General features: G+C 69.6%; 15 protein-coding genes, 1 tRNA gene and 1 pseudogene. 8 read left to right on the top strand and 9 right to left on the bottom strand.

What is annotated here, in order from left to right; all coding sequences use genetic code 11:
- Nucleotides 1–64 precede the first annotated feature (64 nt).
- The gene (gene pncB, locus JI746_RS12165) at nt 65–1,258 is read left to right on the top strand and encodes a nicotinate phosphoribosyltransferase (protein ID WP_201689780.1); all 1,194 of its coding nucleotides are present in this window, start codon (nt 65–67) and stop codon (nt 1,256–1,258) included.
- 114 nt (nt 1,259–1,372) lie between these two features.
- Here pncB and JI746_RS12160 read toward each other — a convergent pair whose 3' ends face one another.
- Entirely contained in the window at nt 1,373–1,576 is a 204-nt protein-coding gene (locus tag JI746_RS12160; RefSeq protein WP_201690015.1) for a DUF3606 domain-containing protein, read from the bottom strand.
- 93 nt (nt 1,577–1,669) lie between these two features.
- Nucleotides 1,670–2,755, bottom strand: a complete 1,086-nt coding sequence (locus JI746_RS12155; RefSeq protein WP_201689778.1) for a hypothetical protein — start codon at nt 2,753–2,755, stop codon at nt 1,670–1,672.
- 140 nt (nt 2,756–2,895) lie between these two features.
- Between JI746_RS12155 and JI746_RS12150 the strand changes: the two are divergent.
- Nucleotides 2,896–3,938: pseudogene (locus JI746_RS12150) on the top strand (aldo/keto reductase).
- 142 nt (nt 3,939–4,080) lie between these two features.
- On the opposite strand, the gene JI746_RS12145 reads toward JI746_RS12150, so the two are convergent.
- Nucleotides 4,081–4,154 (bottom strand) — tRNA-Gly (locus JI746_RS12145).
- Nucleotides 4,155–4,466: 312 nt separating this feature from the next.
- Between JI746_RS12145 and JI746_RS12140 the strand changes: the two genes are divergently transcribed.
- Together JI746_RS12140 and JI746_RS12135 are read left to right on the top strand one after the other, a co-directional pair.
- Nucleotides 4,467–5,000, top strand: a complete 534-nt coding sequence (locus tag JI746_RS12140) for a TlpA family protein disulfide reductase (protein WP_201689776.1) — start codon at nt 4,467–4,469, stop codon at nt 4,998–5,000.
- Between the two features lie 362 nt (nt 5,001–5,362).
- The gene (locus tag JI746_RS12135; RefSeq protein ID WP_201689774.1) at nt 5,363–6,388 is read left to right on the top strand and encodes a DUF898 family protein; all 1,026 of its coding nucleotides are present in this window, start codon (nt 5,363–5,365) and stop codon (nt 6,386–6,388) included.
- Between the two features lie 35 nt (nt 6,389–6,423).
- On the opposite strand, the gene JI746_RS12130 is transcribed toward JI746_RS12135, so the two are convergent.
- Nucleotides 6,424–6,924 carry a DinB family protein gene (locus JI746_RS12130; RefSeq protein WP_201689772.1) on the bottom strand — a complete coding sequence of 167 codons (501 nt, stop codon included), beginning with the start codon at nt 6,922–6,924 and terminating at the stop codon, nt 6,424–6,426.
- 238 nt (nt 6,925–7,162) lie between these two features.
- On the opposite strand from JI746_RS12130, the gene JI746_RS12125 reads away from it, so the two are divergent.
- Together JI746_RS12125 and JI746_RS12120 are read left to right on the top strand one after the other, a co-directional pair.
- Nucleotides 7,163–8,329 (top strand): helix-turn-helix transcriptional regulator, encoded by a 1,167-nt coding sequence (locus JI746_RS12125; RefSeq protein WP_236599777.1) that lies wholly within the window; start codon nt 7,163–7,165, stop codon nt 8,327–8,329.
- A 258-nt stretch (nt 8,330–8,587) separates the two neighbouring features.
- Nucleotides 8,588–10,351 carry a hypothetical protein gene (locus tag JI746_RS12120; protein WP_201689768.1) on the top strand — a complete coding sequence of 588 codons (1,764 nt, stop codon included), beginning with the start codon at nt 8,588–8,590 and terminating at the stop codon, nt 10,349–10,351.
- A 53-nt stretch (nt 10,352–10,404) separates the two neighbouring features.
- Here JI746_RS12120 and JI746_RS12115 read toward each other — a convergent pair whose 3' ends face one another.
- The 3 genes from JI746_RS12115 to imuA are packed head-to-tail and all read right to left on the bottom strand — an operon-like array spanning nt 10,405 to nt 15,667.
- Nucleotides 10,405–13,605, bottom strand: a complete 3,201-nt coding sequence (locus tag JI746_RS12115) for an error-prone DNA polymerase (RefSeq protein ID WP_201689766.1) — start codon at nt 13,603–13,605, stop codon at nt 10,405–10,407.
- Nucleotides 13,606–13,620: 15 nt separating this feature from the next.
- Nucleotides 13,621–14,964 carry a Y-family DNA polymerase gene (locus JI746_RS12110; protein ID WP_201689765.1) on the bottom strand — a complete coding sequence of 448 codons (1,344 nt, stop codon included), beginning with the start codon at nt 14,962–14,964 and terminating at the stop codon, nt 13,621–13,623.
- Nucleotides 14,930–15,667, bottom strand: coding sequence for a translesion DNA synthesis-associated protein ImuA (imuA, locus tag JI746_RS12105; protein WP_201689764.1), 738 nt, complete (start codon nt 15,665–15,667; stop codon nt 14,930–14,932). Before imuA ends, JI746_RS12110 begins: the two co-directional genes overlap by 35 nt.
- A 140-nt stretch (nt 15,668–15,807) precedes the next feature.
- On the opposite strand from imuA, the gene JI746_RS12100 reads away from it, so the two are divergent.
- The gene (locus JI746_RS12100; RefSeq protein WP_201689763.1) at nt 15,808–17,661 is read left to right on the top strand and encodes an ABC transporter ATP-binding protein; all 1,854 of its coding nucleotides are present in this window, start codon (nt 15,808–15,810) and stop codon (nt 17,659–17,661) included.
- Nucleotides 17,654–18,223 (top strand): DNA-3-methyladenine glycosylase, encoded by a 570-nt coding sequence (locus JI746_RS12095; protein WP_201689762.1) that lies wholly within the window; start codon nt 17,654–17,656, stop codon nt 18,221–18,223. Before JI746_RS12100 ends, JI746_RS12095 begins: the two co-directional genes overlap by 8 nt.
- Nucleotides 18,224–18,414: 191 nt before the next feature.
- On the opposite strand, the gene JI746_RS12090 is transcribed toward JI746_RS12095, so the two are convergent.
- Together JI746_RS12090 and JI746_RS12085 are read right to left on the bottom strand one after the other, a co-directional pair.
- Nucleotides 18,415–19,041 carry a hypothetical protein gene (locus tag JI746_RS12090; RefSeq protein ID WP_201689761.1) on the bottom strand — a complete coding sequence of 209 codons (627 nt, stop codon included), beginning with the start codon at nt 19,039–19,041 and terminating at the stop codon, nt 18,415–18,417.
- Nucleotides 19,042–19,170: 129 nt separating this feature from the next.
- Complete coding sequence (locus JI746_RS12085; RefSeq protein WP_201689759.1) at nt 19,171–20,553, bottom strand: CoA transferase; 1,383 nt, start codon at nt 20,551–20,553, stop codon at nt 19,171–19,173.
- Between the last annotated feature and the right edge of the window lie 40 nt (nt 20,554–20,593).

The raw sequence follows: 20,593 nt of genomic DNA, 5'->3' as shown, positions 1-20,593 counted from the left end.
TTCACCGCGCACCGCAGCAGAAAAAGGAGCCCCACGCGGGCTCCTTTTTCCTTACCCTCCCCCGATGCAGACCGAGCCCGTCGTCCGCAGCCTGCTGGACACCGATCTCTACAAGTTCACGATGTGGCAGCCGATGCTGCATCGGCACCCGCAGACGCAGGCGCGCTACCGCTTCGTGCTGCGCAACACCCCCGCGTACCCGCTGGCCGAACTGTGCGAGGAAGTGAATGCGCAGCTCGACGACCTGTGCCGCCGGTTCTTCGCGCGGGACGAACTCGCGTACCTCGCGGGGCTGCGCTTCATCCGGAGCGACTTCGTCGACTTCCTGCGCATCTTCCATTTCCAGCGCGACTTCATCCGGGCCTGGACCGAAGGCGAGCACCTGCGCATCGAGGCGCAAGGGCCGCAGGTGCACGTGATGGGCTTCGAGATCTTCGTGCTGGCGATCGTCAACGAGCTGTACTTCCGCCGCTTCGACCGCGACGCGGCCTTCGCGGAAGGGCGCCGGCGGCTGCAGGCGAAGATCGACCGGCTGCGCGCCTTCTCACTGCAGCCCGCCCTGGCGCACCCCTTCGAGTTCTTCGACTTCGGCGTGCGGCGCCGCTATGCGCGCGCGTGGCAGGCGGAGGTGGTGGCCACGCTGGCGCGCGAACTGCCGGAGTACTTCAAGGGCACGTCCAACGTGCTGCTGGCGCGCGACTGCGGCATCACGCCCATCGGCACCATGGGGCACGAGTACCTGCAGACCTTCCAGGCCACCGGCGTGCGCCTGCGCGATTTCCAGCGCGGGGCCCTGGAGGAGTGGGTGCAGGAGTACCGGGGCGACCTCGGCATCGCGCTCACCGACACGGTGGGCATGGACGCCTTCCTCACCGACTTCGACCTGTACTTCGCCAAGCTGTTCGACGGCCTGCGGCACGACTCGGGCGACCCGGTGGCCTGGGGCGAGAAGGCCCTGGCCCATTACGCGCGGCTGCGCATCGACGCGCACGGCAAGCGGCTCGTGTACTCGGACAGCCTGGACGTGGAGAAGGCGCTGTCCCTCTACCGGCACTTCGGCGACCGGGTGAACCTGGGCTTCGGCATCGGCACCCATCTGACCAACGACGTCGGCCTGCAGCCGCTGAACATCGTGATGAAGCTGGTGGAAGTGAACGGCCAGCCGGTGGCGAAGCTGTCGGATGCGCCGGGGAAGACGCTGGCGACGGACGAGACGTTCCTGGCGTATTTGCGGCAGGTGTTCGGGGTGGCCACGTGACTTGCTCCTCCCCCCTCTGGGGGGAGGCTGGGAGGGGGGCGCTCGTGCGCAACATGCGCGCGGGGGAGCGCCCCCACCCCAGCCTCCCCCAGAGGGGGAGGGAGCCATGCGGGGTCAGGCCGAGGGCCTCTCCGACGAACGCACGGCCTTCAGATGGGCCCGCACCTTCTCGGCATCGTCCCCCACCGCGGCCACGGCTTCCTTCACGTGCCGTTCGCTCACGTTGAAGTGCCGCGCCCAGGCGCAGACGGCGTAGTCGTAGCTGAGGTCGATGCGTTCCTTGCGGGCGGAACGGCTGGGGTTCTGCTGGGTGGGCATCGTGGCGTCTTCTCCGAAAGCGACGATGCTAGCCATCGGGCTCAGCCACCTGTGTAGGACGCCGTCCAGCTTGCGCGCCAGCGCGACAGCAGCTCAGAAAACCTTGGCGAGCTCCATCGCCAGCAAGGCCTGCAGCTGCGGCCGCAGCTCCGACCGGCTCACGCGGCTCGTTGCGCCATCGTGCCAGGTGCCCAGCTCCACCACGTTGGCGGCCTCCACGATCTCCAGGCACGGGAAGTTGATGTTCTCGCGCAGCACGTGCTGGCGCAGGTCCTCGAAGGCGCTGTCGCGCGAGGCCTCGTCCAGCACGATCATGTCCGGCAGCTCCAGCTCGCAGAAGCGCACCGCCTGCGAGCAGTCCTGCACCACGTCGAGCACGAGCCGCATCTTGCGGCAGACCAGGTCCAGCTCCCACGCCGTGGCGTGGTCGCGCGTGACGAGCAGCACGTGGTGGCCGGCCAGCGAAGACGAATCCGCCACGTGGTCCGCGCCGCCGTCCACCTCCATGGCCGTGAGGCCGGCCATCTCCTTCACCGTGCGCGGGAATTCGACCGTGATCTGCACGAACTCGGTTTCGCTGGTGCGGCGCACCTTCACGCCCGTGGCGTCGGCCAGGCGGCACAGGTGGATCCATTGCAGCGAGTGCGAGGCCTCGATCTCGCGGCCGTCCCGGAAATGCGGTCGCGAGCGGATCGTGAGCAGCGCATGCTCGGGCCAGTGCTGCATCGCCAGCCACACCTGCAGCCGCTCGCCGTCGCAGGCGGCGCATTCGAGCGCGATCTCGCACAGGCTGACCAGCAGCCCCGCATCCGAAATCACGGCTATCGGATGCAGATGGGATTCGATGGCGATGCCCTGCCGCTGATAGCGCGCGTCGTTTTCGGCCAGCACGTGGCGCACCACTTCGGCCACATCCAGGCGCTCGTGCGACTGGCGCAGGCGGCCGTGGGCCAGGCGCGTGATCTGCTGGCTGGTGAGCGCGATGCGCTGCAGGTGCTCCGCCGCCTCGGTGAAGGCGCGTGCCTCGGAATGCGTCATCAGGCCCGCGGCCTTGAGCCGCTGCACGACCTGCAGCGCCGGCGTGACGTGGTGCGCGAGCTCCGCGCCGATGAGGCCCGGCACCTCCCATGCATCGATGCCCGCGACCTCGCGCGGGGCCGCCGACCCCATCTTCTTCATGCGGCTTACTGTAGGGCGGCCGGGCAGCGCCGCATGTACGTTTGCTGACACACTGCGCGCCGCGCGCCGCATTGTTTGATCCTGCGCAATCCCGCACGGGTCGCCGCACAATCGCTGCTTCGCAAGAGAGGAGCCCCCGCATGCGCCACGTCCCCTTGGGCCGCACCGGCCTGTTCGTCTCCGAGCTCTGCCTCGGCACCATGACCTTCGGCGGCAGCGAAGGCATGTGGGGCCCATCGGCAAGCTGCAGCAGTCGGATGCGGAGCGGCTGGTGGGCCAGGCGCTCGACGCCGGCATCAACTTCATCGACACCGCCGACGTGTATGCGGGCGGCATGTCCGAGCAGATCACCGGGCAGGCGCTGCGCAACCTGAAGGTGGCGCGCGACCAGGTGGTGGTCGCCACCAAGGTGTTCGGCGAGACCGGGCCCGGCACCAACATGCGCGGCAACACGCGCAGCCACGTCCTCGACGGCGTGAAGGCGAGCCTGAAGCGCCTGCAGCTCGAACACATCGACCTGTACCAGGTCCACGGTTTCGATCCGACCACACCGATCGAGGAAACGGTGCGCGCGCTGGACCAGCTGGTGCGGCACGGGCACGTGCGCTATGTCGGGGTCTCCAACTGGGCGGCATGGCAGATCGTGAAGGCGCTCGGCATCTCGGAGCGGCTGGGGCTCGCCCGCTTCGAGTCGCTGCAGGCCTACTACACGATCGCGGGCCGCGACCTGGAACGCGAGCTGATCCCGATGCTGCGCAGCGAGGGGGTGGGGCTGATGGTGTGGAGTCCCCTGGCGGGCGGTCTCCTGAGCGGCAAGTACGGGCGCGACCAGCAGGCCGAGGAAGGCAGCCGCCGCACGGCCTTCGACTTCCCGCCGGTGAACAAGGACCGCGCGTGGGATGTGGTCGACGTGATGCGAGAGATCGCGCAGGCGCGCGGCTGCACGGTGCCGCAGGTGGCGCTGGCCTGGCTGCTGCACCAGCCGCAGGTGACCAGCGTGATCGTCGGTGCCAAGCGGCCGGAGCAGCTGGCCGACAACATCGGCGCCACCGAGGTGCGGCTGGAGGCAGGGGACCTGGAGCGGCTGGACGCGGTGAGCAAGCTGCCGGCGGAGTATCCGGGCTGGATGTTCGAGCGGCAGGGGGAGGCGCGGCGGAAGCAGCTGGAGGCGGCGCGGCGGTGAATGGGAACCGTCAAAGCGACGACGACGACGCCTCTCACCTCTCCGTCATTCCCGCGCACGGCGGGAATCGTCCGTGGGTCCCATGAAAACCGGACCCCGGAGCGCCACCGCGCGCCGAACGGAGACGCCTCAGACTGAGCGATGGAGCGGGCGATGGGAATCGAACCCACGTCTTGAGCTTGGGAAGCTCAGGTCCTACCATTGAACGACGCCCGCGGCCCAGCGTCGGATTCTAGCGGATCAGCCGACTGTCGACGACATTCCGGCCCCGAGACCGGCGCCCACCGTCGTCGTCGGCTCGAATTCGGCTCCGCTGCGGTCGGCCGCTGCGGGGGCTGATCCGTCTGCTGTTGCACCTGCCGCACCGGCACCGAATTTCTGCACACGGATCCGGGGCGGGTGGGCGCCCCTCCCCAGATGGGGCATGGTGCACCGCGCTCCCTCCTGGATACTCTGCCCCTTCGCAGTGTCTCGATCTCCGCATGGCGCCGGAGTCCTTGCGTTTCCTGCCTCCGAGGAGAGCTTCCCGTGTTCCGATCCATTCTCGTCACTTTCGCCCTGTGTGCGCTTGCGCTGAGCGCCCATGCATTCAAGCCTGAACTCGGGGCGGCGCCGGAGGCTATGGACCGCATCGAATACGTGGATGGCACGCCCGTGGACTTCGCCGCCCTCAAGGGCAAGCCCACGGTGGTGTATTTCGGTGCTGACTGGTGCCTGCCCTGCATCGAACGCGGCCGCCCCACCGTGCTGCGTGTGCTGCAGAAATACGCGCATCGCGGCCTGCAGGTCGTGTTCGTGAGCATGGATGACAACCGGCTGCGCGCCGCAAAGCAGGAGGAGGCCGCCCAGACGGGGATGAGGATCGCCATGGCGAGGCAGGATCTCTGCCCGCCCGGCAAGTGTCCGGACGGCCTGCGCGAAGTGGGCGCCTTCGGACGCGTCTTCGTCTATCCGACAGCCGTCGTGCTGGACGCGCAGGGCATCGTGCGGGCCAAGATGGATCGCGGTGTCGGAGTCGCCGGAGGACTGGAGTCCGCCGTGCTGAGCGTCCTGGCGCCGTAGGAGCCAGGCCCCTTCCGGGCGCTGAACCCGGTGCGGCCTCGCGCTCTCGCGCTCCAAAGCGTCCGTCGCGGCGAGCGCGGCTGACCAGCCCCTTCGCGAGTGGCGCGCTGGCCCCCTCGCCCGCCCTCGCGAGAGCCACCGCGCCGATCATGCTGCTGGCTCGATCCGTAAAGCGCCACGGCCCGACATTCTCTTCCCCCCACTGCGATCGAGCAAAATGCCGTATTTCGCGGAGACCGCCTGCGGTCTCCCGTCCCGGCGACGGTGGTGCGATCGTTCCGTGCGCGCGCCGAGCACGCCGCAACGAACGCGCCCTCATCGATCCTACTGGCCAGCTTCGGGCGCAAGCCTTTTCTTCTTCGATGCGTCCCCTGCCCCTCACCTTCACCGGCAGCCCGGAAGACCTGCGCCGCCACGGCAGCCGGGACCTCCTGATCAACATCGTCCTCGGCGGGCTCTACACCCCCATCGCGCGGCGCCACACGGCCGCATACCTGGCCGCGCATACCAGCATCGACGACACGCCCCTGATCCACGTGCCTGCCACGCGCACGCGCTGGCGCGCGATCCTGCTGGTGTTCGGTTTCATCGGGCTGCGCCTGGCCAACGCGTTCGAGCTCGGGCCGACCATGCCCATCGTGATCGTGTACGGTGTGCTGCTCATTCCCTACCTCTGGGGCATCGTCGCGTCGAGGCGAGTGCGTTCGGTGCGGTGGCGCCAGCTGCAGCCCTGGTTCAAGCCGCAGTGGCGAGAGGTCTACCTGCAAAGCTGGCCGCTGCTGCTGCTGGGCGCCGCGTGGGCCATCGCGCAGCCGCTCGTCCCGGACGACGCACCGGAACTCGGTGACCTCGACCTGCGCTGGCTCGCGGTTTCCGCCGCAGCAGCGGCCATCGCGTTCCCGCTGCTCGCACGCCAGGGCTTCAACTACCTGCGCCTGCGCCTGACGCACACGCGCGTGGGCGGTTCCCTGGTCGTGTGGGAGGCGACCTTCGCGACCTACCTGCGCCTGTGGCTCGTCACCGGCGCGGCGGTGCTCGTGACGGCGGTCGCTCCCGTGCTGCTCCTGCGGCAGGCGCTCTTCGGCTCCCTCGCCGACCTGCCCCAGACGCAGGCCGACCTGGTGTACCTCGCGGCCATCGTGCTGGCGTGGCTGCTGTCCGTGCCCGCGCGCGCATGGTACGAGGCGCGGCTGTTCATGCTCACCTGGAACGGTCTGCGCGTGGACGACCGGCTCCAGGTGCAGTGCGAGATCGACGCGCGATCCTTCGTCGCGATGCGAACGAAGAATGCGTGGCGCGCCCTCCTCACCTTCGGGTTCCACCACCCGCGCGCCGTCGTCGCGGCGTACCGCGCGAAGCTGGCGGCGCTGAGGGTCTGGTCGGCGTAGCGCGCCGCGCGGGTCCGGACTTTCCGTTCGGGCCGTCAGCCCGCTTCGCGCAGGAACACCGGCAGGTCCGTGGCGGGCGGCCGCACCCCGGCCTGGAAGAACATGTCGGCCACCCAGCCGCGGTGGTAGGTCTTGTGGTTCACCACGTGCAGCAGGATGTCCGCGCGGCTCATGGTGCCTGCGCCGCCGTCGACGAAGCGGAACGCGACCGCCTCGTCGTGCGCGTCTTGCGGCAGTGTGTCCGCATACTTCACGTACCACTGGTCCATCTCGGCCTGGGCCTGGCGCAGTTCCGCGAACCCGGGGGTTTCCTTCGTGTTCAGCGCGGTGTAGCCGTGCGGCCGCCCTTCGAGGTGCGCCTGCCAGATGCGGTCGACGACGAAGGAGTGGTTCAGCGTGTGCACCATGTTGCCGAACAACGTGGGGCGCGCGGCGGTGGCCGCGCCCTCCGGCAGTTCGGAGACAGCCTGGAACAGCCGTGCGTTCGCCCAGGCGTTGTAGCGCGTGAGCCTTCGGATCTGGGCAGTGGCACTCATGCGCGCATGCTACTTGGCACGCGTCGCCGGGTGAAGCGGGCCGACCCCGCGTGAAGCCACGGCCCCAGGAAGGCATGCGTCCGAGCCTGACCAGCGCGACGGCTTTCCGCCGGGAAAACCCTCACCGTATCGCCGGTCCCACGAGCATGTTCCTGCTTCCCCGCCGCTACACTCCCTCGGCGCCCCGGGAAGGCCGGCGGCGCCCATGCAACGCGAAGAATGCAGTGAAGACCTTGCGATGGACCTGTCCGAGTCGTCTCTCCACCGCCTCCTCGACCTGATCTACGACGCCGCCGAACACCCGACCCGCTGGCACGGGGTGTACGAGGCGATGCGCTCCGCGCTCGGCGTCAAGTCGATCCACGTGCTGGGCATCGACCGGCGCCACGCCACGCTCTCGTACAGCGATGGCGCGAACCTGCCGGTCGAGGGCGAGCTGGCCTACATGCAGCGCTACCGGCTCGACGACCCGCGCCTGCCGATGATCCTGGGCAAGCCGGTCGGCGAGTGGACCCACTGCCACGAGGAAGTGCCGCAGGAGATGGTCGACACGCTGCCGCTGTACCAGGAACTGCTGCTGCCCTACGACCGCCGCTATCTGAGCGCCTGCACGCTGGTGGACACGCCGGAGGCGGCCATCATCTTCTCCATCCACCGCGGCGCAGCCGAAGGCCCCCTGCCCCCGGGGACGGTGGCCTTCCTCGATCGCCTCATGCCGCACCTGCGGCGCGCCGTCCGCATCGGCCTGCGCAACTTCATCTACTCCACCCAGGCGCTGGTCGGGCACCTGCTGGTGAACAAGCTGCGCCAGCCGGTGATCCTGGCCAGCCCCGAAGGCGAGGTGGTCCACACCAACGATGCCGCGCAGGAGCTGCTGCGCACCACCCGGCTCGTGAGCGTGGAAGACGGCCTGCTGCGACTGCCCGAGCCGCACCTGCAGGAGCTGCTGCGCCGCTGCGCGGCCATGGAGCAGTCGCTGAAGGCGGCGGATGCACACGACGCCGCGGGTGCCGCGCTCGCAGGCGACTTCCACTCGCTGCGGGTGGCGCAACCGGGGCAGGACGAATCCGTCTATGCGTTCTTCACGGTGCTGTCGCCGCAGGGCGCGATGGGCACCTTCGGCCTGCGGCCGGTGGTGATGCTGCTCTTCTACCATCCGCAATCGGCCCCCGCCATCGACGGCAACCTGCTGTACGCGGTGTTCGGCCTCACCCCGGCGGAGGCGCGCATCGCCACGCTGCTGGCCGAAGGCCTGTCGCTCAAGCAGATTGCGCAGGTGCAGGGCACGCAGCACGACACGGTGCGCAAGCAGTTGCGCGCCATCTACCAGAAGACCGCGACGAACCGGCAGCCCGAACTCGTGCGGCTGCTGCTGCACCTGCCGCACAACGCAGCGCTCGCGTAGCCCGGCAGCCCGGCCCGCCCTGCCGGCCCCCGGCGTCGCAGCGGGCCCGCTCCTTAGGTGATTGAAACGTTTCTCGTTACATGGCGTGTGCCTTTGTGCACGAAACGTGGAGATGTTCCCCAAACGAGGAATGGCCGCCCTGCGTGGTCTTCCGCGATGCTTCGCCTCGATTTGTGTCAAATGTTTCTTGATGCAAATCAAGGCATCGGCCTCGCTCCCGAGGACGGAAGTTCGCAAACACACCCATTTCCACGAAGCATGAATTTCAATTCACTCTCGAAGACCATGGCCGCCGGGGCCGTGGCCTTGCTGATGGCAGGCTGCGGCGGCGGCGGCGGCGACGACGAAGTCGCCGCGCCCGCAACGCCCACGCCCCCCGCGGCCAGCCTGCAGGTGTCGGGCACCGCGGCGACGGGCCTGGCGCTGGCGGGTGCCGACGTGCAGGTGAAGTGCGCGGCGGGGAACGGCACCGCCACCACCAGCGCGAGTGGTGCGTACAGCGTCAGCCTCGTGGGCGGCGCGCTCCCCTGCATCATCCGTGTGACGGGGAGCGCGGCGGGCGTTCAAGTGACGCTGCACTCGGTGACGGAAGCGGGCAGCAGCGATGCGACGACCAACAAGACCAGCGCCGTGGCCAACGTCACGCCGCTGACGGAGATCGTGGTGGCGCAGCTCACCGGCGGCCTGCCGACGCAGGTGTTCGCGAATTTCGGCGCGACGAGCGCGACGCAGATCACCGCCGACAAGCTCTCGGCCGCCACCACCACGGTGCTGGCCACGCTGAAGGACGCCACGGGCCTGGACTTCGGCAGCATCGACCCGTTCAAGGCGCCGCTCGTGGCCGCCACGTCCGGCGCGCCGGCACAGGGCAACGCCTACGACAAGCTGCTGGACCAGCTGGGTGACAAGGTCGCTCCGGAAGCGCTGCCGCAGCTCGTGACGCAGGTCGCCACCGCATCGGCCAGCGGCAGCACCAGCGGCCTGCAGGACGCGATGGCTTCGGTGGACGCCGGCAGCCTGCCCGGCTGCCCCGCGGTCCTGGGCGGCAACTACCGGATCGTGGAGTACTTCGGCTCCAGCTACGTGCGCAACCTGAACTTCAGGACGATGAAGATCACGCGCCCGGGCAGCACCGGCGCCGGCCTGGACATCACGGTGGACCCGGCCAAGGCTTGCGCGTTCCAGGTGGCCGGCAACAACGGCACGGCCGACGTGCAGCTCGATTTCGCCATGGGCGCCAGCGGCGTCGGTGCAGCGCGCATCCTGAACCTCACCGCGAACCGCAACAACATCGCGTACGTGTTCCCGGTGCAATCGCACACGCTGGCCGAGATCACCGGCAGCTGGACCTTCCACCAGGGTGGCTTCATCCCTGGTGAAGGCCTGGTGCACTCGCCGGGCAAGGTGGACATCGCGGCCAACGGCACCGCCGTGCCGTGCGACTACCCGTTCGGCGCCAGCACCTGGTCGACCTGCACGCCCGACACCACCAACCTGAAGGTGGCGACGCGCGACGACGGCGGCGTGAACCTGATGGCGGGCACCAGCGTGGCCGCCAGCTTCTGGGGCTACCGCTCTCCCAGCGGCTCGCTGACCTTGTTCGGCACCACGAACGAGGTCGGTTCCACCGATCCGGCGGTGGAGCAAACCGTCCTGGTCCTGTTCAAGCCGAACCCGCAGCAGCTGCCCGCGGCGGGAACCCTCTCGAAGTACTGGGACGTGACCCTGGCGCGCCCGCTCAATGCGGCGCCGGGCCAGAACAACGCGACCATCGTGGCCGACAGCAACACCATCCTGAGCGTGGACACGGCGTCTTCGAGCGTCGTGCGCAAACGCGCCAGCGACGGGCGCGAGGACACGGTCGTGTACAACGCACCGCTGCCGGGCCTGCGCTATCGCGCGCAGACCTCCACGGTCCTGGGCGTGTACCAGATGCCGCTGCCCGGTACGAACGTGGTGCTGTCGGTCAACTCGGCGCCCGCCTCGACCCACCTGTACAACCTGAGCGTCGGCCGGCCGTAAAGGCAGGAGCTTCGTGAGGGCGACCCGGTGCCGCGGCACCGGGTTTTTTTTCGTCAGTGGAAATCGCGCGAGGCCGTGCCGCCGCGGCCCAGGCGCCCGAGCAGCGGCGTGAGGTCCTCGAGCTGTTCGGCGATCAGGTGCTTCACCTGCCCGCCGCTGTCCACGTCGCGCTGCCACACGCCCCGCACCGCCATCAACCTGGAATGCAGGAGCGCATCGCGCTGCTGCTCGCGCACGTGCTTCCACACGATCACGTTCACCGGGCCGGTCTCGTCCTCGAGGGTGACGAAGATGGTGCCGTTGGCCGTCTGCGGCTGCTGGCGCACGGTGACGATGCCGCAGGCGCCGGCGCGGCGGTTGTGCGGCAGCTGCTCGAGTTGCTGCGCCGTGAGCAGCTTCATGCGTTGGAGGCGCGATCGCAGCAAGGCCACGGGATGGCGCCGCAGCGTGAATCCCATTGCGCTGTAGTCGAAGAAGATCTCCTCGCCTTCCCTCGCTGCGGGCAGGAGCAGCTGCTGCTCGTTGACGGGCGCTGCGCGCAGCATGCCGGGGGCCTTCTGCTGCGCCGAGGCTTCCCACACCTGCTGGCGGCGATGGCCCGCGAGGGACTGCAGCGCGTCGGCGGCGGCCAGCGCGTTGAGGTCCTTCAGATCGAGCTGCGCGCGCAGGGCGAGGTCTTCGACGCTGGCGAAGGGGCGTTCGGCGCGCGCTTCGACGATGCGCTGTCCTCCAGCCTCGCTGAGGGAGCCGACCATGCGCAGGCCGAGGCGGACGCGCGGGCGCAAGTGGGGGTCCCGCAAATTGGGGTCAGATTCCAATTTCTCCGAAGAGAAATTGGAATCTGACCCCAATTTGCTATCTGCCGCCAACGTGCAATCCCAATCCGAGAACGAAACATCCGGCGGCAGCACCTTCACCTGGTGCCGCTGCGCGTCCTGGATCAACTGCGCGGGTGCATAGAAGCCCATGGGCTGCGAGTTGAGCATCGCGGCCAGGAAGGCTTCGGGCTCGTGGCACTTGAGCCAGCTGCTGGCATAGGCGAGCAGCGCGAAGCTGTAGGCATGGCTTTCGGGGAAGCCGTATTCGCCGAAGCCGAGGATCTGCTTGAAGATGGCCTCGGCGAATTCCTTGCGGTAGCCGTTCTTCAGCATGCCCTGGATCAGGCGGTCCTCGAACTTGTGGACGCCGCCGCTGCGCTTCCACGCGGCCATCGAACGCCGCAACTGGTCGGCCTCGTCGGCGGAGAAGCCGGCGGCGATCATCGATATCTGCATCACCTGCTCCTGGAAGATCGGGATGCCCAGCGTGCGCTCCAGCGCCGGACGCAGCGCCTCGCTTTCGAAGCGCACCGCCTCGCCTTGGCGCAGCCGCTCGCGCGCCTTGAGATAGGGGTGGATCATGCCGCCCTGGATCGGCCCCGGCCGCACGATCGCGACCTCGATCACCAGGTCGTAGAACACCTGGGGCTTCAGCCGCGGCAGCATCGACATCTGCGCCCGGCTCTCGATCTGGAACACGCCCACCGTGTCGGCGCGGCAGATCATGGCGTAGGTGGCCTCGTCCTTGTCGGGGATGTCGGTCAGCCCGAAGGGCTGGCCGCGGCGCTGGCCCACGAAATCGAGGCAGCGGCGGATCGCCGTGAGCATGCCCAGCGCCAGCACGTCGACCTTCAGCAGCCCCATCTCGTCGAGGTCGTCCTTGTCCCACTGGATCACCGAGCGGTCGGCCATCGCCGCGTTCTCCACCGGCACCAGCCGCGTGAGCTTGCCCTGCGTGAGCACGAAGCCGCCCACGTGCTGCGACAGGTGGCGGGGGAATCCCATCAGCTCCTCGGAAAGCTCCATCCACAAGGCCAGCGTCTTGTCCGCCACCTGCACGCCCAGGTGCACCGCCAGTTCGACCAGCTTGCCCACGCGCAGCCCGCGCTCGTCGAACCAGAAGTGGTCCTTGGCGAAGGCGTCGACCAGCGCATCGGGCACGCCGAGCGCCTTGCCCACGTCGCGGATCGCGCTGCGCGTGCGGTAGGTCGCCACCACGGCGGCGATGGCGGAGCGCTCGCGGCCGTACTTGCCGTAGATGTACTGGATCACCTCCTCGCGGCGCTCGTGCTCGAAGTCGACGTCGATGTCGGGCGGCTCCTTGCGCTCGCGGCTGATGAAGCGCTCGAACAGCAGGTCGGAGCGGGCCGGGTCGACCGCCGTGATGCCGAGGCAGTAGCAGACGGCGGAATTGGCCGCCGAGCCGCGGCCCTGGCACAGGATGCGCTGCGAGCGCGCGTAGCGCACGATGTCGTGCACCGTGAGGAAGTACATCTCGTAGGCGCAGTCGGAGATCAGGTCCAGTTCGCGCAGGAGTTGCTTGCGCACGCGCCAGGGCACGCCGCGCGGATAACGCTGGCGCGCGCCCTCGATCGTGAAGCGGCGCAACGCCTGGCGCGGGGTGAGTCCGGCGGGCACCGTCTCCAGCGGGTACTGGTACTTGATCTCCTCCAGGCTGAAGCCGCAGCGGTCCGCCACCGTGATCGTGTGCTCCAGCCATTCGGGCGGATAGAGCGTGGCCAGGCGCATGCGGTGGCGCAGGTGGCGCTCCGCATTGGGATGCAGCGCGAAGCCGCATCCGGGCACCGGCTTGCCCACGCGCACGGCGGTGATCACGTCCTGCAGGGGCTTGCGCGAGCGCGCGTGCATGTGCACGTCGCCGGTGGCCACCACTTCGATGCCGGTGCGGTCGCTGGCCTGCTGCAGGGTCTGCTGCCAGAGTTCGTCGTCGCCATCGAGCAGCAGTTCGCCGGCCAGCCAGGCCGCCGGACCGAACAGGCGCTGGGCCCATTCGATGCGCTCGCACAGGTCTTCGAGTGGCAGGCCGTGTTCGGGGGCAAGCAGGATCTCGCACTCCTGCAGCAGGGAGAAATCGCTGTGGCCTCGCGCGCAGAGGTATTCGCCCTTGTCCGCCTGCATGCGCGCAGCGGTGATGAATTCGCACAGGTTGCCCCAGCCGCGCACGTTGCGCGCGAGCGCGACGAGGCGAAAGCCGTCGAGCGCGAATTCCGAACCGAGGATCAGTTTCAGCCCCAGCTTCTTCGCCTCGGCATGCGCGCGCACGACGCCGGCCACCGAGCATTCGTCGGTGATCGCGAGGGCCGTGTAGCCCAGTTCCTGCGCGCGCTGCACCAGTTCCTGCGGATGCGAAGCCCCGCGCTGGAAGCTGAAGTTCGACAGGCAATGCAGTTCGGCGTAATCGGGCAGCCAGGACATGGGAGCTTCCAGGCTTCAGGCGTACAGGCCGTGCAGGAACCACTGCGGACGATCCTGGTCGGCGGCGAGGCGCTCGCGGAAGACCCACAGCAGCCCCGCGGAGACGCTGCGGGCGATGAAGTAATCGCGCAGCACCGGCTCGCGGGTTTCGGGATCCCACCAGGCGGCTTCGAGCCGGCGCGCGCGCGTGAGGAGCTGCAGCGGGCCCTGGTACCAGGGCTTGTCGCCCTTGACTTGCAGCTTCAGGGGCTGGCGCAGGATCCAGGGGGGAAACAGGGCCTCTCCCGTCATCCCCGCGCAGGCGGGGATCCAGGAACGCGCCACCGGCGCGCTTTGCGCAAGCCCTGGATTCCCGCCTGCGCGGGAATGACGGGGATTGGAACGGGCAGGCACCGACCGTTGCATGCATTCGGGCCGGTGGTCCTCCTGCGCCAACAACACGCTGACGTTCTGCTCCCCCAGCCGCACGCTCAGCCGCTCCACCAGCTGGTGCAGCTTCTCCCCCGGCTTGTTCTCCTCCGGCAGCAGGCTGGTCGTGACGCCGCCCCAGGGCACCGTCTCCAGCGTGCGCAGGCGCAAGGCATTCGCGGGCGCGGCCAGCGTGGTGCGCGCGAGCTGTTCGCTCGCCAGCCGCCGCAAATGACGGATCTCCTGCGTGGGCTGGGCCGTGCGCAATTCCAGGCGCTCGTTCGGCGGCAGCGGCTTGCCATCGAGCCGGCGCAGGTCGAGCGTCCATTCCAGCTCCAGCGCCAGCACGCCGAGGTTGCGGCCCTGCAGCCAGGATTGCAGGCGCGTGAGCAGGTGCTGGCCGGTGAAGAGAAGATCCTGCGCCGAGGTCGCGAGCGCCGGCAGTTCCAGCTTCTGGTCGAATTCCGGCGGCAGCGTGAGCCAGGGATAGCGCTCCGGCCGCTGGCCGCAGGCGCTGTCCAGGGCCTGCAGCAGCTCCGCCCCGAAGCGCCGGCTCACGCCCGCCCGCGGCAAGGCGCGCAACTGGCCGAAGCTGCTGCAGCCGATGCGCTCCAGCGTGGCGAGATGGGGCGCCGCCGCCGTCAAGGTGGCCAGCGGCAGATCGTCGGGGATGGCCGCGGGAGGCTGCGCCCCGCTGCGCTTCATGCGCAGCAGCGACAGGGCGACCAGCGCCGTCGGCCCCGCCGCCCACGCTTCGAACCGCAGCGCGCAGCCTTCCTTCAGCAGGCTGCGCAGCAGGCGCCGGCGGCCGCCGAACAGGCGCTCGGACGCCCCCGCTTCCAGCAGGATCGCCTCGTCGACGAACGCCACCCGGGGAGTGAACTGCAAGGCGCGCCATCCCCAGGCGGTGCGGTCTTCATCCGGCGAGGCTTGCAGTGCGATCCAGTACATGCGATCCACTCCACTGCGGCAGCGCCGCTGGCACCGTGCGCCGGGACTTGCGCGCCGCCAGCAGCGCCGACAGGCGCGCGGGCTGCGCCTGCAGCGACAGCGGCTGCAGCAGCGGCGGGCCGCGCCGCTTGACGATGCGCACTTCCAGTTCCTCGGCGCCCTGCACCAGCAGGCGCAGGCGCGCCGGGCTGGACTGGCTGCGCGCCAGGACGGGACGGAACACGACCAGTAGTTTTTCCGTCGCCTGCGCGCACAGGTGCAGGCGGCGCAGTTCCTCGCTGCGGGCCTGCGGCAGCCAGGCCAGCACGGCGCACACGTCCGCGCAATGCAGGGACTGCTCCGTGGCCCACAGCCGGGCGGCAGGCTTTTCCGCCTGCACGCACAGCAGCCGCTCCGGCACCAGGCCCAGCGCCCGCAAGGCCGGGCCGAAAGGCTGGTAAGGTGCATTCACCAGCACGGCCGGTTCGCCGTGGGCCTGCATGGCCTGCGCCAGTGCCGGGCCCACGAGCTGCCACACGTGCTGCTGCTGTTCCTGCTGCAGCACCTCGACCAGGCTGCCCAGGGGCCAGCCGCCGCCGGGCAGTTGCGCGTCGAGCGCGGCATGCCCGGAAGGCAGCGTGCTTTCCTGCGCCTGCGCGAGCTCGCGCCCCCGCCACACCTGGGGCGGCAGGACGAGCTCGGAGGAACGGGCGGGGGTGGTCATGGCGGCTAAACTACTGGTTGTTTATACAGGTTTTTCGACCAGCAGGATACTTCGGCCAGCCCGCCGCCCTCACCGGCTGTCGATTCCGTACAAACTCCCCAAGTCCATCCACCCAGCGCCATTCCCGGGAGTCCCTGGCCTTGTTCCGGCTGTTCGAAAAACTGGTCCACCCCTATCCGGAACAGGTTCCGCAGGATCTACCGAAGGGTTTCTTCGCCTTCCTCTGGGCCTGCACCGCCGGATTGCGCCGCTACCTGCTGGCCTTCGCGCTGCTGGTCGCGGCCTTCAACGCCTATGAAGCCTGGCTGTTCTCGGTGCTGGGCAAGGTCGTGGAATGGCTCACCCACACGCAACCCGGCCAGCTGTGGGCCGAGCAGCGCCACACGATCTACCTGTTCGCCTCGGTCCTGGTCGCCAGCACCTTCCTGCTGGCCGGCTACACCACCCTGAAGCACCAGGCGCTGTCGATCAACTTCCCGCTGCGGCTGCGCTGGAACTTCCACCGCATGATGCTGGGCCAGAGCATCGGCTTCTACTCCGACGAATTCGCCGGCCGCATCACCACCAAGGTGATGCAGACCGGCCTGGCCGTGCGCGAGCTGCTGTTCACGTTCATCGAGATCGTGATCGGCCTCGGCGTCTACTTCGTCGCCATCCTGGGCCTGGTCGCCGGCTTCGAGAAGCGGCTGATGCTGCCCTTCCTGGGCTGGATGGCGCTGTACGGCATCTCGATCTGGTACTTCGTGCCGCGGCTCGGGCGCATCGGCAAGAAGCAGGCGGATGCGCGGGCGATGATGACCGGCCGCATCACCGACGCGTACACCAACATCTCCACCGTCAAGCTGTTCTCGCACACGCACCGCGAGGCCGGCTTCGCCCGCGAGGCCATGTCCGAGTTCCGCGCCACCGGCTACCGCCAGATGCGGCTGGTGAGCGGCATGAACATCGTCAACCACCTGGTCACGGTGTTCCTGATCCTGGCCTGCTCGGGCTATGCCGTGTGGCTGTGGAACGCCGGTCAGGTCGGCCCCGGCGCGGTGGCGGCCGTCACGGCGATGGCGCTGCGCATCAGCGGCATGGGCACGACGATCATGTGGGAGATGGCCTCGCTGTTCGAGAACATCGGCACCATCCAGGACGGCATCGCCACCCTCACCCGCCCCAAGCTGGTGGTGGACGTGCCGGACGCACAGCGCCTCGCGATCACGCGCGGCGAGGTGCGCTTCGAGCGCGTGCGCTTCGGCTACGGCAAGCCGCAGCCGATCATCGACGACTTCAACCTGGTGATCCGGCCGGGCGAGAAGGTGGGGCTGATCGGCCGCTCGGGCGCGGGCAAGTCCACGCTGGTGAACCTGCTGCTGCGCTTCTGGGACGTGGAGGGCGGCCGCATCCTGATCGACGGCCAGGACATCGCGCTCGTGACGCAGGACAGCCTGCGCGCCGCCATCGGCATGGTCACGCAGGACACCTCGCTGCTGCATCGCTCGGTGCGCGACAACATCGTGTACGGCCGGCCCGGCGCGAGCGAGGAGGAGATGGTCCGCGCGGCGCAGCGGGCGCAGGCGGACGCGTTCATCGCCCACCTGGGCGACCCGCAGGGCCGCAAGGGCTACGACGCCCACGTGGGGGAACGCGGCGTGAAGCTCTCCGGCGGCCAGCGCCAGCGGGTGGCGATCGCGCGCGTGATGCTCAAGGACGCGCCGATCCTGCTGCTGGACGAAGCCACCAGCGCGCTCGATTCGGAAGTGGAAGCGGCGATCCAGGCCAGCCTGGCGGACCTGATGCAGGGCAAGACGGTGATCGCCATCGCGCACCGGCTGTCCACGATCGCCGCACTGGACCGGCTCGTGGTGATGGACCAGGGCCGGATCGTGGAGGAGGGCGACCACCGCAGCCTGCTGGCACGCGGCGGGCTCTATGCGCGCCTGTGGCAGCACCAGAGCGGCGGCTTCCTGGGCGAGAGCACCGACGCGGAGGAAGCGGCGCATGCCTAGACGCCTGAAGCCGGCGGACTTCCTGCGCGATGCGCCCGAGATGGCGCGCCTGCTGATCGGCGCCGTGCTGCTGGTCGATGGCGTCGGTGGGCGCATCGTCGAGACCGAGGCCTACGACCGCGAGGATCCGGCATCGCACAGCCACTCCGGGCCCACGCCGCGCAACCAGGCGATGTTCGGGCCGCCGGGGCGGGCCTATGTGTACCGCTCGTACGGCATCCACTGGTGCCTGAACTTCGTGTGCCGCGAGGAAGGGCATGGCGCGGGGGTGTTGATCCGCGCCATCGAGCCGCTGGCCGGCGTGGCCACGATGATCGAGCGCCGCGGGCTGCACGAGCCGCGGCTGCTGTGCTCGGGGCCGGGGCGTGTGGGGCAGGCGCTGGCGATCGTGCACGCCTTGAACGGTCACCGGCTGGACCAGCGGCCGTTCGCCGTGCATGCGGCGGACCGGGATTACGACGTGGTCGTGGGCCCGCGCATCGGGATCACGAAGGCGGCGGATGTGCCGTGGCGCTTCGGGATGGCGGGGTCGAAGTTCTTGAGCCGGGGGTTTCCGAAGTGAGCCCGCCGGTCGTCGCTCCCCAGAACGTCATCCCCGCGCAGGCGGGGACCCAGGACGCGCGCGCAGCGCGCTCCCCTGGAAGCCCTGGATTCCCGCCTCCGCGGGAATGACGGAGATTCCCGCCTCCGCGGCAAGGACGGAGATTCCCGCCTCCGCGGGAGGGACGGATATCAACCGCCTCGCGGCCGGGATCACCGCGGCGAGATGATGCGCGTGCCGTTGGTTTCGATCACCGTGATCGGCGGGTCGCGCATCTCGGTGATCACCACGTTCGGCTTGCCGCCCGGGGCGCGCGCGGCGCCCGTGCGCGCAGGCGCAGGGCCGGCGCCCAGCACCGCGGTGTTCGGTGGCGTCGCGGCCGCGAAGGTCGAGGCGGGCAGCACCGTCACCGTCGCATGCATCGCGCGCTCGGCCACCGCCGGCGGCACGACCACGATGTCACCGGCGACCTGCGTATGCGGCAGGTTGGCGCGTTCGGCGGTCTCGCGCTCGGTGAACAGCGGCGCGGGAGCGGACGAAGAAGGCCCTTGCGTGCCGGTGCGCTCCAGCCGGATGGTGTTGGGCGGCACGTCGGTGCCCGAAGGACGCGGCAACTGCGCCAGCCCCACCGGGCGGCAGTTCGCCGTCTGGTCGAAGACCATCTGCGCGCCGCGCGGGAATCGCTGCGACAGCGCCTGGTGCAGCGGCAGGCTCATGTCCACCGGCGACTCGACGCCCTGGTACACGACGCGGCTGCTGCCGTCGTAGACCGTGTAGCAGGCCATGGCATTGGCCCCCGCCAGGAGCAGGCCAACCAGCAGTGCGATCTTGGCTTTCATCTGTTCGTCCTTTCGCCGCGCGCACGCGGCCGCGGAATGCATGGCGATGATGAGTACGATACCGCGCAGGGCACGCAGGTCAAGCCAGCGACCGCTTGTCAGCCGGCTTCCCGCCGCACCGGGTGGACGTCACCAGCGCGCTGGCGAATGGCCGGGCCGTTCGGAAGGACGCGTCCACTTCGCCGGCGTGCGGCCGAGATGGGCGCTGTGGCGCAACCCGCACAGCAGGCCGAAGTCGGAACTCCCGGTTTCCAGGTAGGGCTCCAGCGCCGGCGGCGTGACGGCGAAGCCATCGGACACGCGGCCGAGTTGCCGGATCCAGTGACCGGTCTGCGCCAGCGACACCTGCACGTGCCAGCTGCCGCCTTCGCGCTGCTGCCGGCGCAGCGCCGCCGCGGCGCCGAACGCGATCAGGTAACCCGTCGCCTCGTCGAGGATCTGCATCGGCAGCGGCCGCGGGCGTTGCGGATCGCCGAAGGCCTGCGCTTCCGCCAGGTTGAAGCCCATGGCCGTCTGCACGAGCGAATCGAATCCGCGCCTCTCCTGCCACGGTCCCTGCGTGCCGTAGGCGCTCAAGGAGACGCAGACGATGCCCGGGCGTTGCGCAGCAAGCTCCTCCGGACCATAGCCGTGCGAGGCCAGCGCGCCGGGACGGTAGCCCTGCACGAACACATGCGCCTCCTCGAGCAGGCCGTCCATGGTGGCGCGATCCTCGGGCGTGCGCAGGTCGAGCAGCACCGAGCGCTTGCCGCGGCTGGTGTCGGCAATGGCTTCGATGTTGGGCAGGTGCGGCGCGTTGACGAGCATCACATCGGCGCCGTAGGCCGCGAGTGCCCGGCCGCCCACCGGTCCGGCGAGGATGCGCGTGAGGTCCAGCACGCGCACGTCCTCGAGCGGCCGCTGCGCGAGGCCGAGCGGCGGCAGCGGGCGCGGCGGCGCGTCGGCGATGCGCGTGAGCGTGAACAGCGGCTGCGCCGCGATGGCACGGCCCTGTTCCGTCGCGTCCCATTGCGCGAAGGAGCGCAGCGCCGTGGCAACCAGGCCGGCATCGGCCGCGGCCTGCTCGAACGCCAGCGCCTCCCATTGCGCCATCGCGGCCTCGGCGGCCCCGCGGTCCGACGTTTCCGGATCGACGCCGAGCAGGCGCAGCGCACCCTCGCGGTGGTGGCGGAAGTTGGCGTGCACCCGCACCCAGCCGTCGCGGGCGCGGTAGAGGCCGGAGAACCTGTCCCACAGCTGGGGTTCGCGGCCGTCGAGGCTGAACCAGCCGAGGCATTCGGCCGCCGCATGCTGCGCATCGACCGCGACGCGCTGGCGCGGCGTGCCGCGCACGTGGCCCAGCTCGCAGGCGGCCAGCGCCGCGGCCGCGATGGTGGACTGGGCCGCCGCCGCGACCCGGAAGGAGGAGGGAAAGACCGGATCGGTGCCGGTGAGGTCAGCGAAGGAGAGCGCCTCCTCCGGCAGCCCGGCGAGCTGCCAGAGGTGTCGGAGTGCGGAGGCGCTGGGGTTCACGCGCTGACGCGGTTCACCGCCAGCCTACGCTGCTTCACCG

The sequence above is a fragment of the Ramlibacter alkalitolerans genome (assembly GCF_016722765.1).
Lineage (GTDB): Bacteria > Pseudomonadota > Gammaproteobacteria > Burkholderiales > Burkholderiaceae_C > Ramlibacter > Ramlibacter alkalitolerans.
The sequence above is the reverse complement of the archived record's forward strand: the minus strand, read 5'-3'. Positions and strand labels throughout refer to the sequence as shown.